This window comes from Mucilaginibacter mallensis, assembly GCF_900105165.1.
GTDB classification, from domain to species: domain Bacteria; phylum Bacteroidota; class Bacteroidia; order Sphingobacteriales; family Sphingobacteriaceae; genus Mucilaginibacter; species Mucilaginibacter mallensis.
Window position 1 is genome coordinate 629,994 of the sequence record NZ_LT629740.1, and the last position, 15,378, is coordinate 645,371.

The window sequence follows — 15,378 nt, forward strand, 5'->3', positions numbered from 1 at the left end:
CAGAGTATGGAAGGGACCATGAGAAATCCCTTCCGCCTCTTTCCCCTTACAGAAGTAAACGTTTTATAGCACGACACTAATTTTCCTTTTCACTTCTACATCCGTTCTTCTGTAGTAATTACGCTCCAAAAATTGCGGTGGTTGCCTGTCGGGATAAATAAATGTGTGCATTGGGCAACCGTAGCAAAAAAAATAGCGTAATTATTAATAAACCCGCTTAACATGATAGCAGCCATAAAAAACTATATTAAAAGCCATGTTGTACCATCGCATGTAATTGAAAAGGGGAGTGCTGAGGCGTATGATATCTGGTCGGCTAATTATGACGACCAGCCCGGCAACTTGATGATCGACCTGGATGAGCAATTATTCAGCAACATGCTTCATAATACCAATATCAGTAATAAGCTGGTGGCGGATATCGGCTGCGGGTCGGGCAGGCACTGGTCAAAATTACTGGGCAGAAAGCCAATGGAATTAACCGGCTTTGATGTATCAGCGGGGATGCTGAGTAAGCTGAAGGGAAAATTCCCTGAATCGAATGTAAAGCGTATTACCGATGACCTTTTTTCTGATGTGCCCGATGCTTCGTTTGATATGATCGTATCAACCCTTACCGTGGCCCATATTGAAGATATTGACGCCGCCATGCAGGCTTGGAGCAGGATCTTAAAGTATGATGCGGAGATCATGATCACCGATTTTCATCCCCGTATTTTAGCCTATGGCGGGCAGCGTACCTTTAAGCACGAGCATAAAAGCATCGCCGTAAAAAACTATGTGCACCCGGTATTCAGCATTGTAGAAATTTTGCAGCGCTATGATTTTCATTTAACCGGACAAGAGGAATTGATAATAGATGAAACGATGAAGCACTATTACGAAAAGCAAAATGCGCTGCCGGTTTATAATAAATACAAGGGTTTTCCCGTGATATATGGTATCTATTTAAAACGTGGCGATGTGGCTTAATAATTTGATAATGGCTGATACCGGCCAAAACGTAAATATAAATGTTGAGGGTGAAAAGATAACGGCCATAACATCCTCAGCAAGTGAAAATACCAGCGGATTAACTTTTGAAAATGCCATTGTTTTCCCGGGATTGATCAACTCACACGATCACCTTGATTTTAATTTGTTTCCCCAACTTGGTACGGATACCTACAAAAATTACAGTGAGTGGGGTAAACATCTGCATAGTAATTATAAAGCTGAAATTGATGCTGTTTTAAAGATACCCCAGCCTTTGCGCGAAAAATGGGGAATGTACAAGAACCTGATTGCCGGGGTAACAACAGTACTTAACCATGGTAAAAATGTAGGTATAAAAAATAAGCTCATCAATATTTATGAACGTAAGCATGATCTGCATTCGGTAGGTTTTGACAGGTACTGGCGGCTGCGCCTGAATAATCCCTTCAAAAGAAAACTCCCGGTAGTGATTCATGCTGGCGAAGGGACTGATCGCGCAGCAAAAAAGGAAATTGATACCCTGTTAAAATGGAACCTGCTGAAACGCGACCTCATAGCCATACATGGTGTAGCCATGCGATCGGAACAGGCCCGGCAATTTAAGGCGCTGGTTTGGTGCCCCGAGTCTAATTATTACCTGCTCAATAAAACCGCCCCGATCAATGAGCTAAAGCTGGATACAAAAATTCTGTTCGGCACCGATTCCACGCTTACTGGAAGATGGAATATCTGGGATCACATCCGCCTGGCGCAAAAAAACCTGATGCTGCATGATATAGAGTTATACCATTCGCTCAACAGCACTGCCGCAGGTATATGGGGAGGGCATACAGGGACATTATTTTTAGGTTATACTGCTGATATCGTCATTGCCAAAAAGAAGGAAACAGAGCATATGGATGCCTTCTTCGCCACAAATCCTGCTGATATATTGCTGGTGATGAGCAAAGGCCGTATCAGGTTGATTGACGCTGAGCTGTACCCCAGTATAGCTACAAGTTTGAAACAAAGGAAATATTCCCTTATAAAAATAGGCGACAGCTACAAATATGTGCAAGGCGACCTTACCGGGGTGATCAAAGCCATAAAGAAATATTATCCCGAAGCGCAGTTGCCTGTTGAGATAGTGCCTGCCAAATCTTAAAAATTCCACACAAAAATTGATAACTGCGCTCGTCTGTGACGAGTGCTTAAACTGGGTTAGCGTTTGTAACGCGACTGGCGATGCAATCGCCAAAACATATTAAGCACTCGTCACAGACGAGCGCAAGAGAGGCCACAGAGAACACAAAGGCATTCACAAAGAACACAAAGAAAAATCATATATAAGCCTCAGTGACCTCTGTGTAAAATCTCCGTGCCCTCTGTGGTTAAATCATCGTTAATAAATAATTCAGTAACCTTATCAGCGATACATTCAATCGGATTAAACAAAACAGGTTCATGCTTTAAATCTTTATCATCCAAAAATCCACTAACCAGCCCAACTAATTCATTCTCATTTTTACCCTGATGAAATTCCTCAGGCATTAAATCCATCGGCTTAACCAAACTTACTACTTGCGCACCTGCATAAAGCGCCTCACTCAAAACCATACCGAAGCCTTCATAGGCCGATGTATGTAAAAATACTTTGGTCCGCTGCATCATGGCCAAAACCTCGCCATGCGTTAACCCGCCTGTTAGTTTTACATTGTTTTCCAGCTTTAGTCTGATGATCTGATGTTTTAATCTTTCCATCTCTGGTCCTCTACCGCAAATGACCGCCTTAATATGTGGGAATTGGATAGTCAGCTTTTTAACCACATCTACAAACAGTTCATACTGTTTAAGCGGGATCAATGAGCCAGCACCCATCAGGTCAATATCTCGTTTAGTTGCCGGTGTTCCAAACATCGATGTATCAATTCCCGGCGGAATAATATGCTTAGGTACAATGCCGTAATTAACCTCAACCTCCCGCGCTAACTGATCGGATAAAGCGATCAGTTGCTCACCTTTTGGGTTAATCAGTCGTACAAATCTATTTCCCGTTCTTGCATCCTGCCCAAGCACCCAACAATAATGCATTCGCCCGTATTTATTGGCAAAGCGATTGCCAATAAAAGCGCATTCGCCCATCCAAAAACTAAGCAGACCAATAATTTGGTGCTGCCTATTCAGTTGCTTTAACGTTCGCCAAACTTTCAGCCACAATGCCCTACGATATAGCTTACCCCGGCTTCTGCCCCCCAAAGCTATCACCTGCATGTCATGCCAAGTATATTGCCTGACTTCAAAAGGATATTGAAAGCTGATGACAATAATATTCAGTTCCGGCTTTTGTTTTTTCAGCGCCTTAACAAATAATTGCTGAGGGGGTATGCAGGTACTGTCATCCTCATCAGCCGGGAAACCCGGTGTTAATATGACCAAAGTTTCATGCGTATTCATTCAGGTTGATGGTTTGGTTGCAATAATCAAGGCTGGTTTTATTGTGGGTGATGAGGATAATGATTTTGCCCTGTGCAGCCAGTTTTTGCAGTTTTAATAATATGTCGATTTCAGATTCTTCATCCATTTCGCTGAAGGGTTCATCCAGTATCAGTACGTCAAAATCATGGTAAAGCGCCCTGGCCAGCATTACCCGCTGCCGTTGCCCGCCGCTCAGGTTCTTGCCGTTTTCGGTGATAATGGTATTCATGCCATCGGGGTAGGTTTGCAGCAAACTGTCCAGCCCGCAAAAATCTATTACCTCACTTATTTTATGCGGACGATAACCTGCATCATCCAGCGTAATGTTTTTTAAAAGTGTATCATGTATAAAATAAGGCTGCTGTTTTACATAGGATATGCGAGCACGGTAATCCTTTATATTTATCGCATCATTAAAGCTAATACTCCCTTTTTTCGGCGATAGAAACCCGCTCAACAAATGGATCAGCGTGCTCTTGCCGCTGCCGGATTGCCCCCATAAACCAGCCATGTCACCTTTTTTTAGATCGAAACTAAGGTCCTGTAAAACAGGTTCCTGATTGTATTTGAAATCAACCTCATCAAACCGGATACTTTCTATAGGTTCAGCAGGTTTGGTTTTGGTAGATGCGGTATTTCCAAAACCTAATAGGTCGTTTAAAACAGGCTGATAGGTTTTTATTTGCCCGGCACTGTTCAATATCTTGATCATTCCGGGGATGATTTTATAAGCAGCAGCTAAAAATACACCAATGGTAAACAGATCGGGCGCAGCTATGCCGGTGTTGTATTTATTTACTAAAGCCAATATAAATACACCTAATACCGCAAATATTTCCACTAACCGGGTAGGCAGGCTCAATAAAGTTTGCTGCGATGCCAGGTTATTATTTAAAGCCTGCTGGTGCTCGTGATAGCGCCCGGTAAAGAAATTGCTTTTGCCATAAATGTTGCTTTCCACATAACCTGATAATGATTCCTGTAAATACTGTATCGATTTTTGACTTACTGCCTGTGTTTCACCCCGCAATTGTTTTGATCGCTTGCGGATCCTCTGCCCTAAAAAAATAACCGGGGGGACTAAAAATAGCAGCAGCAATAAAAACAAAGCCGGGTGGTAAAATATAATGGCGCAAGCCGTAAACAATATCAGCAAGCTTTGCGTGGCTATCTGTTGCAGGTTGGTAAGTATATAATGACTAAATTCGATAGGCTGCTGGCTGATCTGCCTGATGCGCACCGATGAATCAACATTAACAAATTGCAGATAATCGTTACGCAGGTAGTACAACATGTTTTTTTTAGACAGGCGCGTGGCCACATCATAAAAAAAATGATGCTGGAATTTCAATATCCGGTAACCGAACCAGTTTTTTATACTGAAAAGTATGAAAAAGATGCCGATAGTGAGGATAGGATTAGCTAATGGCAAATGCGATAGGCCGGAATTGAGTGAACTGCTTTTGCCTGTATAAAAGCTGATGACCCATAACAGTAAAGCCAGAAAGGCAATATCAAGCAAACTGATGATCACATCAAACAGAATAAGCCGGAAGATGCGCGACCGTTCCTCCGCATTGAGCAGTTTTAATACCTGGATGATGATGAGCTTCAAAATAATGTCCGGACTTGGTAAGTATTAAACATTACGGCTGCCAGTAGGCGATGGTTGCCTGCTGATTTTCATTTAACCGTAGTATAAAAGTGAATTAAATAGTAGTTTCACATTTTGAATACATCCAATTATTAAACCGTATGAATAATTTATCCGCCAAAAAAATATTACTGCTCGGCGCGGCAATAGCCTGCAGCTTTACTGCATCGGCACAAAAAACCGACACACTTTTTAAGCGCGCCAATATTTTAAAAACCATGGAACGCGTTTCTGCATGGCAATTCAATACCTGGCAAACAAAGGGCTCACAATGGCCCAAGTACGATTGGACCAATGCCGCAGGCTATACCGGAATGCTGGAACTGGGTAAGCTAAGCAAGACAGACACCAGCCTGAGCTGCCTGCTGCACCTGGGCAATTCATTAAACTGGCAAACCGGTCCGCGCCGTTTTATGGCCGATGATTATTGCATAGCCCAAACTTATGCCATCTTATATAAAATGTATGGCGATAAAGAGATGATAACCAAATTCAGGGAGCAGGCTGATAGCATTATAGCACAACCGCATACCGAATCACTGGAATGGAAAAACAATATTTCGCAGCGGGAATGGGCCTGGTGTGATGCCATGTTTATGGGGCCAACCAGTTTCAGCTATCTGTATACAGCTACACACGATCAAAAATACCTTGATTTTGCTGTAAAAATGTGGTGGAAAACCTATGATTATTTATATGATCCTGCCGAACACCTTTATTTCAGGGATGGTAGCTATCTCAATAAAAAGGAAAAGAACGGACAAAAAGTATTCTGGTCGCGCGGTAATGGCTGGGTAATGGCTGGTTTGGTAAGGGTTATTGATAATATGCCCGCCAATTATCCCGACAGGCCAAAATTCATCCAGCTATATAAGGATATGGCAGCGCGTGTTGCAGGCTTACAACAACCGGATGGCAGCTGGCACGCTTCATTGCTCGATCCGGCAAGTTATCCTATTAAGGAAACCAGCGGCACTGGATTTTTTACCTATTCACTGCTTTGGGGCTTAAATAATGGTATCCTTGATAAGCAAACCTATTGGCCTGTAGTACAAAAAGCATGGACCGCATTATCAGCAGCAGTACACCCCGATGGTATGCTGGGCTATATTCAACACGTAGGCGCGGCACCTGATAAGGTGGATGAGAACAGCACCGAAATTTATGGTGTAGGCGCTTTCCTGTTAACAGGTACGCAGTTGTATAAGTATGTTGGGCATATGAAATGAAATAATTGGTTATTTATAAACCATAGGTGTTCGGAAGATTTGATTTCTTGCAAATATGGAGCGTAGGGTCACCCTGGCACTCGAAGGGTAAGCGTAAAGGCCATTGCCCGCATGCTTCGAGTGCCTCAGCATGACATCCTTTCTTAATCTTCCGAACACCTGTAATTCATAAACAAAAAGAGCCTCTTATTAAGCGGCTCTTTTTGTTTAAATGATTAGTTAAATGTTAAAAAAGAACCCCCGCCGAGGCGGGGATTCAAGCAACCTAATCAACCTATTATCTTATTGTACATCCCACCAAACAAGGCCTGTCATAGTGTCCCCTCCGGGTACAGCATTATGCGCGGCAGTGTAGTTAGTTGGGTTGTTGGCAGCCTCAACTGTTGGGTATGGGAAACGGCGTGGAATAGTACCGTTTGTAGCATTACCAGGGTAAACAACCGGAGTTAAATTAGGGTATCCCAAAGGATTAGCCTTTGATGATGTCCTTCTCCAGTTACACCATGATTCGTAAAAATCCATCATCGTGTTGGTGAGCTCCCAATATTGCGTATTAATCATATTTAAGCCTGTTTCACCGGCAACGTAAGGGTGAGCCGCTAAGTAAGTGGCAGCCTGTGCAGGGGTAACAAGTGCTTTTGGATCGTACTCGGTAAGGTAGGTCATGGCAGCTGTAACACCATTTGTATAATGGGAAGCAGCGCTGCCACCAATACCAAAGCGTTCTGCAGCATCAGCTAATAAAAGCTCAGTTTCGCCATAAGTTAATATAATTGTTGGCGAGCCTAATTGAGTTAAATAGGTGCTTGGGCATGAGTAATCGCCAAGTGTAGTAAACCCTGGAGCTGAACCTAAGGTTAAGCCTGGTGTACCGCTAAGGTCATAGCCATTTGGTTGTCCTTTTTGGTCGGCCGGGGTAGCATCACCGGCAGGGGTAGTAGTACCAATTGTATAATTGGTAACTGATATAACAGCTAAACGCGGATCTGGAACCGGATCGATTGGATCGGTGCGTTTTACTTTACCCTGTAAAATGTCAATAAATCTTTCTGACCATTTCACATATTGGTTTTCCGGGCCGCCTTGTAATACCTGGCTAACACGGTTAACTGTAGGGCGGCCACCAGTTGGGTCATGTATAAGGAAGGCATCATCGCTATTACCAGTCATTGTTTTACCAACAACTGATTGTACAACAGTTTTAGCAGTAGCAGGGTCAACCTTGCTTAAACGCATAGCAACACGCAGTAATAATGAGTTGCCAAAACGTTGCCATTTACCAATGTTGCCACCATAAATAGCATCACCAGTAGGTATATCGCCATTTGGATCTAATTTTGAAGTTGCATCCTGTAGTTCAGAAATCAGGCTAGTGTAAATAGCTTGTTGTTTATCATAAACCGGGAATAATATTTTACCGTAGTAGCCGTCACCAGCTTGTGAGTAAGGCACATCACCGTACAGATCGGTAATACGTTCAAATATTAAAGCCTTCATTATACGGCCTATCTGATGCAAGTTATTGTATTTAGCTACGCCGGTTGTGGTAGTAACCATATCAACAATTGGTTTTACCTGTTCAGCGTAAGCGCCATCACCACCACCATCACTTTGCCAGTATGCAGCAAGGTAATCAGGGTTTGATAAGTATTTATCACCTGCCCAATAACCGATTGAAGTTGCTGTACCTTGTATCATGTCTGAACAGTATATAAGATCAGCACGCCATGTATCATAGCTAAAATCCTGGCTACCTGTATAATTCAGTTGAGCCGTGGTTAACAAATAATTAGGATCAAAATTTGATGCACTAAATGCAGTAGGATCCGTATTTAATTTATCAAAATTCTTGGTGCAACCTGTCGCAAGGAATAGTCCCATTGTTAGCAGGCTGCTATATGTAATTAATTTCTTTTTCATTTTAATTAAGATTAATCGTTACTAAAATTTAACATTCAGGCTTAATCCAAATGTTCTGGTAGGTAATTGATCACCTAACTGCAAACCTTGAGATAGGGTTCCATAGCTCGACTCCGGATCAATATCAGTGGTTTTCTTCATGATGTAAAACAAGTTACGGCCAACCAGGCTAAGGTTTATGCCCTGTATCTTGTTGTTAAACATGGATGCCGGGAAGTTGTAACCTAAAGTGATCTGACGGAATTTGATATAACTGTCGTTTTGAACAAACTGACCTGAAACATTATTAGCAAGTGTAGTATAATAAGTTTCAGCAGTTGTTTTGTCGCCCGGGCCAAATCCTGTTTCACGGCCAGGTAAAGTAGCTTTACTTAAACCGTTGTAGTAAGCATAATATTCATCACCGGCAAATATTTTACCACCTAATTTAGTATCGATCAGGAATGAAAGATCGAAATTTTTGTACTTGAAGTCGTTGCTGAAACCACCGCTCCATGGGCCATAAGCCGATCCGTAATTTTTTAAGGCACCTTGTACAGGAATGCCTGTGGTCGGATCAACTACAATGTTGCCTGAAGCATCGCGTTTGTAATCGAATGCCTGAACCTGGTCAGCAGCCATGCCAACTACGTCGGTAGTAAAACCAACTGCGGTACGTGAATAGGCCACCGGTAAAGAAGATTGACCTGCTGCTAATGCTACAACAGTATTAGCATTATAAGCAAAATTTACTGATGATGTCCAGGTAAAGTCCTTCATTTTTACAGGAACACCAGTTACTAAAACTTCCCATCCTTTATTTCTGATTTTACCAATATTTAATACGGCGCCCTGGTAGCCTGATGTTATAGATGCAGGAGCTGTTATGATCTCATCTTTAGATAATTTGTTGTACCAGGTTACATCAAAGTTTAAACGGCTGTTAAGCGTATGTAACTCTGTACCAATTTCAAGTTCACTTGCATCTGATGGTTTAAGATCGCTGTTAGGCGTTGCAGTGTTGGTAATTATACCTAATGGCATGCCGTTTAATTGTACAGGCGAAAGGCCATAATTTAGTAAAGTTTGATATGGCGTTTGTGTTGTACCACCTACATTTGCCCAACCAGCTCTGATCTTACCAAAGTCAAGCCAGGTAGGTTTCCACAATTCAGTAAATACGAATGAACCGCTAACTGAAGGGTATAGGATGCTTAATTTATTATTTGGTGATTCAGATGACGCTATTGTTGAAAACCAATCTGAACGGGCAGAACCTTCTATATAAATAAGTGATTTATATGATAGAGCCAACGTTCCGTAAAGAGAATTGATATCTGATTTGTCATCAGCATAAGCGATTGATTTTGATTTGGTATTGCTTATGGTATATACATAAGGTATTACAAAACCTACACCAGATTCTGTTGTTGATTCGATCCTTTGTTTTTCAATATTTCCGCCAACGTTAGGGGTGATAGTGAAATCATGTATTTTAAAATCTTTACCAATAAGGAAATCTGTATTAAATTCACCTACATTATCAAATGTTTCGCCCAAATTTTGATTTGCCTGCGCATAATAGCCTGTACCATTAGGTACAATATTAGTATAGCGCTCAGTGTAATAATCTTCACCAATACGTACCTGCGCAAATAAGCCATTATCGAAAGTGTAACGCACGCTTGCTGAACCTATTATACGGTTACGGCTGCTGTTATTAACAAATTGTTGTGCTGCAAACCATGGGTTAGTAGCGTAGTTGTTATTTGCAAATAAAAGCTCGTTGCCAAGCGCGGCTCCGGTGTATCCGTTCTGAATGTCCTGGCTGGTTACAGTACCTTTGCTGCCAGGGTTCAGGTTGTTTACGTTTACGCTGGTTGGTAAAAACAATAGCTGGTAAGCAGAGTTACCCGCACCGTCGCCCAATATTGGCCTGTTGGTTGCAGCGTCATTGGTAAAGTTAACATGCGCGTCAACCATTAATCTTTTAATCGGACTAAAGTTCCCTCCAAAGTTGAAAGTCCTTCTGTCATAACCCGAGTTAGGTGTCGGGGCTTCATTATGAAGATCACTTGCCGAAAAACGAAATGCGCCAAGGTCATATGCTTTACCAAAAGCAACGGTGTTTGTAAATGTGCTTCCTGTGCGATAGAACTCGTCAAAATTATTTTTTTGTGCCACATAAGGACGGGCTACGCCGTCAAATTGCATAACATTTGATCCGTCTAATTTAGCACCCCAGCTACTGTTACCTGCATTAAATGCAGCTGTAGGCGTAGTCGGTTTTACACCTTGTGCACCATTACCATATTCATATTGGTAATCAGTAGGGTTAATTACGTTGTCTGCCTGGTAATTTGAGTTAAATTCAACAGTACCTTTGCTGCTGCCTGTTTTTGTGGTGATCAATACAACGCCAAATTTTGCTCTTGCGCCATACAGCGCAGATGCTGCCGCACCTTTAAGGATCGATATGGTTTCAATATCATCGGGGTTGATGTTACCGATACCGTCGCCCTGGTCTGGTGAGTTTGAATATTCACCGCCGCCATTCATTGATAAACCTACAATTTGGGTATTGTCAATATTGTTCATTGGAATACCATTGATTACATACAAAGGCTGGTTAAAACCAGTTACACTTGCTGCACCACGAATGTTGATGTTTACAGATGAAGCCGGGCCACCTGATATGGTACTAACGTTAACACCAGCAACTTTACCTTCTAATGAATTGGCAAAGTTTACCTCACGTGCTGTAGTTAGTTCGCTTCCCTTTACTTCACTAACTGAATAACCTAAAGCTTTACGTTCTTTTTTAATACCTAAAGCGGTAACTACAACTTCGCTTAGTTGTTTTGAATCTTCATCAAGTTCGACAGTTAAAGAGTTTGTTGTTACAGTTACTTCTTTTCTAATATAACCGATATAGCTGAATACCAGCACCTGTCCGGGATCTGCCGAAAGGCTGAATGCACCTTTTATATCAGTTTGGGTGCCTGTTGAGGTACCTTTGATGGTTACAGTAACACCGGCCAGCGGTTGTCCTGATGCATCACGTACAAAACCTTTTATAGTAAAGGCTTTGTTATCACCCAAATGCCGTACTTGTACGGTGGTGATACGGTTATTAGCCATGCTGTTTACTTTGGTAAGGCCATTAGCCCCCAGTGCAACACATGGTAATAATAAAATTATTGGTAATATTTTTTTCATTTTTAAATTGAATTAGTTTGTATTAATAGTTGTTTGAGTTGTTAGTTTTTCATTGTTTTTTCCATACTTGATTGATTTGTGGTGATTAAATGGTTCTTTATTTCTTTGTCAAAATTTTCCATTACTAATACGGCAGCGCCAATTAGTTCGGCATTAAAACCCAGGTCTGATATGAGCAGCTCGGTGCTGTTTGCCAGGCGTGGTATGCAATATTTATTTAAAGCCTGTTGTATTGGTGCCAGTAAGATTTTCCCAACCACGGCGCCCCTGCCGCTTAGTACTATGCTGGCCGGGTTCATGATGTGGATGAGGATAGCCAGCGCCTTACCAATTTTATAGCCGGCATCTGAAAGCAGTTCTATAGCAAACTGGTCACCGCTGTTGGCAGCTTCCATGATGGCATCCCCCACCATTTTTGATTGGGCGATGTTGATGTTCTTTAAGCTGGATATGTTTCCTTTTTTTATGCCTCTTATGGCTTTTTCGGCAACCACGAGCATTGATGCCTCAGCCTCGAGGCAACCACGTTTGCCGCAAGTGCAAAGTGCGCCATCTTCTGATAGTGGGATATGGCTGAACTCACCCGCAAAGCCATTATGGCCCCGGTAGATCTCGCCGTTTATGATCATACCCAAACCAATACCCCAACCCAGGTTTATAACCATTACATCCTTGCGTGCTTTGGCAATCCCGAATTTTTGTTCGGCGAGAGCTATCAAACTGGAGTCGTTATCAATATAAGTAGGTATCCCGGTTTTAATGGTGATCACTTGGGTTAAGCTTTGATCGCCCGATTCCATATAAGTGAAGTTTACACCCTCGATTGAATTGATAAAGCCGGGCATGCCAATACCTGTCCCTGCAATTTTATCTTTTGGTATACCTGTGGTGTTGATATAGCTGTTGATATGCCCGATTAGTGTAGCCAGGGCATGCGGATTATTTAATAACTTAAGATCGCACACGGCTATATCGGCAACAGGCCGGTTTACCAGATCAACCATTTGGATACGGGTTGATAACTGATCCATTGCCACGGTAAGGATATACATGGCCTCGGGCCTTATAGAATAAACCAATGGCCTGCGGCCCCCGCTTGATGGTGCATAACCGTTTTCAATTACAAAACCTTCATCAATCAGTTCATTAACCGCTTTAGATATGGATGGAACACTTTTGTCGAAAAGTTCACTAAGGTCAGCACATGATAAGGCCTTGTCGAAATAAAGGCGCTTAACGATCATGTTCTTTAGTTCAGTACTTTTAACAAATTTTGGTTTAAGTTCCATTGAATACGCAGATTAAGATTTTGGTTTAACAAACTTAATTAAAATAAAATCACAAATCAAAATACTTATTAAAATAATTTAATAAGTATAAATAGTTATGAAAGTATCCTTATTTTTTATTGAACTTAACGTTAGATGAAATTTTTTTACTAGAAGATAATTAAATATCATATAAAGTGCTTTTTGCACCTAATAATGTTTGGTTGACAGGTATAATTAGGAAATAAAAAATGGATGTATTTGCGACTATATTTTTTGCAGTGAGCAGTTTACCGTCGTATTTTATTAAATAATTATGCTGATAATCAAATTTTGTGATCTATTTCTTTTTAAAAATTAAGAAATGGATAACAAAAGATTAGGTTGATCATTTAGATGGTGAGAAATTTGCTTATGTATCTGCAAAATGTGATTATAAATGATGCTAAAACGTGATTAATGCAAAAAGCCTCAATTTTGAGGCTTTTTGCATTAAAATATGTGGCTGACTATTATATTTTAGTCAAAATCAATCTTTTTTAACCGAAAACATTAATAAGGAAAGTAATTGCATCCGGCGAGTGCAATGCAGCCGTTGATTCCAGCGTGTCCCTTGCAGTTTCAGAAGCTCTTGCGCGCATCTGTTTTTCATAAGCTGCAATGGCTGCTTGTGTGTCAGCGAAATTTTCGCTGACAAGGCATCTGCTTAATTCCAATGCATCTAGCATGGCCATATTTACACCTTCACCTGCATATGGGGGCATCAGGTGGGCTGCATCACCCAGCATAGTAAGATTAGGCAAAGCCTCCCAGGTTTGGTCGGGAGGCATACAATATTGCGGGCGGGCCACAAAAGCCGAGCTTGAGTTTTCAAAAAGTTCAAGCCATGAGCTATCCCAACCTGCATATTCTTGTTTAAACCAGGCAAGTACCTGCGCTTTGTCAGTAAAGTCTATCCCGCATTCGCGGCTCCAGTTCTCTTCCTTTTTAAAGCCGGGATAAAACACCAGGCTGCCATCGCCCTTTGAGCTCACAATTAATGATTGCTCATTGCCCATGGCAAATATCTTTCCGCCATTTAATAGCTTATGTATTTTGGGGCTTTCAGTTTCAGAATTATATACCGCTCCTTCAATTGCCGTAACACCCACATAAAATGGCTTAATAGGCGTGATGTAAGGGCGCAGCTTTGAGTTTGCCCCATCTGCTGCGATCACCAGATCAGCAGTTACAGACGTGTCGTTTTTAAACTCCAGTTTCCAGCCATCGTTATGCGGCGACATGGTTAAAAACTGACTGTCCCATACAAGCGTACCGGGTTGCAATGATTCCAGCAGGATCTTTTGCAATGGCCCCCGGTCAATCTCCGGGCGCGATCGGTCGGTCTGTTCGTTGGCATGGTCATCATATACCACATTTGCATTCATATCTGCAATACGCATTTTATCTGCTTCGGGGCGGTAATTTGCCATAAAGGCATCCATTAATCCGGCCTCACGCAATGCTGCCAAACCCGATTCCTCATGCAGATCCAGCGTAGCGCCTTTTGGACGGGCGTCTTTATCAGCATCCCGTTCATAAACCCTTACATCTGCGCCATTCATTTGTAAAAGCCTGGCAAGCGTTAAACCGCCCGGCCCTGCGCCAACAATGGCTATTTTTTTATTTTTAATAGCGTTCATTTGTTTAAATTTTATTTTAATATCCCTTTTACCACTGCCTCGCAGTAGGCTAAAAGTGTTTCTTCTGTTATGATTTGTTTTGGTCTGTTCATGTAATCAAAATATTCATTTACCAGCTCAATTATGGGAGAGAACAATAATGCCCTGAGTACCTCATGAGGAAAATCCTTAATTATGCCGGCTGCAATATTGAGCTCCAGAAACTGATGTATCGGGCCAAAGAAATCACCTTCTTTAATGTTTTTTTCCTGATACGCTTTATTTAATAGTGGGGAAGATTTTCCATATTGAATCAAAGCGAAAGCATGCCGGTTGTTTTTAAGATACCCGAAGCCGTTCATCCATAGTTTTTTTACACCTTCGGCAAAGTCCGCATCAGGGTTAAAGTTTTCCAGCACCGCCTTTTCATAAGCACTTAATACTTCTTCAATAAACAGCTTTATTAAAAGGTCTTCTTTGTTTTCGTATTTTATGTAGATAGTACGCGGGGATATATTGGCAGCTTTGGCAAGTTTTTGCATGGTCAGATTTTCTAATCCTTCTTCAGCAATAATTTGTAAAGCTATGGTACGGATGGCTTGCTCTTTTTCTAAATTTTTTGGCCTCATGGTTACTGTATGATCTTTTTTGTTCCTGTAAGAACCATAGGTGTTCGAAATATGTATTTTCTTTCAATAATATCGCGTAGGGTGTCATGCTGAGGCTCTCGAAGCATGTGCGTTGGCATCACCAACTATGCATTAACGGTTATGCATTAACGTAAAGGCCTTTGCCCGCATACTTCGAGTGCCTCAATATGACCCTCTTTATTACCTCTCCGATACCTATGGTGTAATATCAAATAATAAAACAAATATAAGTAAATGTTTATTTACTTATAAAAATAAAATATTTGTTGATATACTGATGACAATTGAATAGATGAAGTTTGGAGTCCCAAAGTGCATAGGTACGGGATACAGATGCTTCTCTTTCCCGGGCTATACCCTTTTAATGCC

Annotated in this window: 10 protein-coding genes; 3 read left to right on the forward strand and 7 right to left on the reverse strand. The window is 41.5% G+C overall.

Annotated features, from left to right (window positions below; translation table 11 throughout):
* Positions 1 to 222: 222 nt before the first annotated feature.
* Positions 223 to 972, forward strand: coding sequence for a class I SAM-dependent methyltransferase (locus BLU33_RS02680; RefSeq protein WP_091368878.1), 750 nt, complete (start codon positions 223 to 225; stop codon positions 970 to 972).
* A 10-nt stretch (positions 973 to 982) separates the two neighbouring features.
* Entirely contained in the window at positions 983 to 2,119 is a 1,137-nt protein-coding gene (locus BLU33_RS02685; protein WP_157682026.1) for an amidohydrolase family protein, read from the forward strand.
* Positions 2,120 to 2,307: 188 nt separating this feature from the next.
* On the opposite strand, the gene BLU33_RS02690 is transcribed toward BLU33_RS02685, so the two are convergent.
* Entirely contained in the window at positions 2,308 to 3,408 is a 1,101-nt protein-coding gene (locus BLU33_RS02690) for a glycosyltransferase (protein WP_091368883.1), read from the reverse strand.
* Positions 3,395 to 5,044: an ATP-binding cassette domain-containing protein gene (locus BLU33_RS02695; protein WP_091368886.1), complete on the reverse strand. Its 1,650-nt coding sequence runs from the start codon at positions 5,042 to 5,044 to the stop codon at positions 3,395 to 3,397. The genes BLU33_RS02690 and BLU33_RS02695 overlap by 14 nt, the downstream gene beginning before the upstream one ends.
* Before the next feature lie 140 nt (positions 5,045 to 5,184).
* Here BLU33_RS02695 and BLU33_RS02700 point away from each other — a divergent pair, with 140 nt between their 5' ends.
* On the forward strand, positions 5,185 to 6,312 hold the full coding sequence (locus tag BLU33_RS02700) for a glycoside hydrolase family 88/105 protein (protein ID WP_091368889.1): 1,128 nt from the start codon (positions 5,185 to 5,187) through the stop codon (positions 6,310 to 6,312).
* A gap of 282 nt (positions 6,313 to 6,594) precedes the next feature.
* Here BLU33_RS02700 and BLU33_RS02705 read toward each other — a convergent pair whose 3' ends face one another.
* The 5 genes from BLU33_RS02705 to BLU33_RS02725 all read right to left on the reverse strand — a co-directional run bounded on the left by BLU33_RS02705 (position 6,595) and on the right by BLU33_RS02725 (position 14,988).
* Positions 6,595 to 8,232 (reverse strand): SusD/RagB family nutrient-binding outer membrane lipoprotein, encoded by a 1,638-nt coding sequence (locus BLU33_RS02705; RefSeq protein WP_091368893.1) that lies wholly within the window; start codon positions 8,230 to 8,232, stop codon positions 6,595 to 6,597.
* 21 nt (positions 8,233 to 8,253) lie between these two features.
* Positions 8,254 to 11,430, reverse strand: a complete 3,177-nt coding sequence (locus tag BLU33_RS02710; protein ID WP_091368897.1) for a SusC/RagA family TonB-linked outer membrane protein — start codon at positions 11,428 to 11,430, stop codon at positions 8,254 to 8,256.
* A gap of 41 nt (positions 11,431 to 11,471) precedes the next feature.
* Positions 11,472 to 12,719, reverse strand: a complete 1,248-nt coding sequence (locus tag BLU33_RS02715; protein WP_091368900.1) for an ROK family transcriptional regulator — start codon at positions 12,717 to 12,719, stop codon at positions 11,472 to 11,474.
* A gap of 518 nt (positions 12,720 to 13,237) precedes the next feature.
* Complete coding sequence (locus tag BLU33_RS02720) at positions 13,238 to 14,380, reverse strand: FAD-dependent oxidoreductase (protein WP_091368903.1); 1,143 nt, start codon at positions 14,378 to 14,380, stop codon at positions 13,238 to 13,240.
* A gap of 11 nt (positions 14,381 to 14,391) precedes the next feature.
* The gene (locus BLU33_RS02725) at positions 14,392 to 14,988 is read right to left on the reverse strand and encodes a TetR/AcrR family transcriptional regulator (RefSeq protein WP_091368905.1); all 597 of its coding nucleotides are present in this window, start codon (positions 14,986 to 14,988) and stop codon (positions 14,392 to 14,394) included.
* Positions 14,989 to 15,378 lie beyond the last annotated feature (390 nt).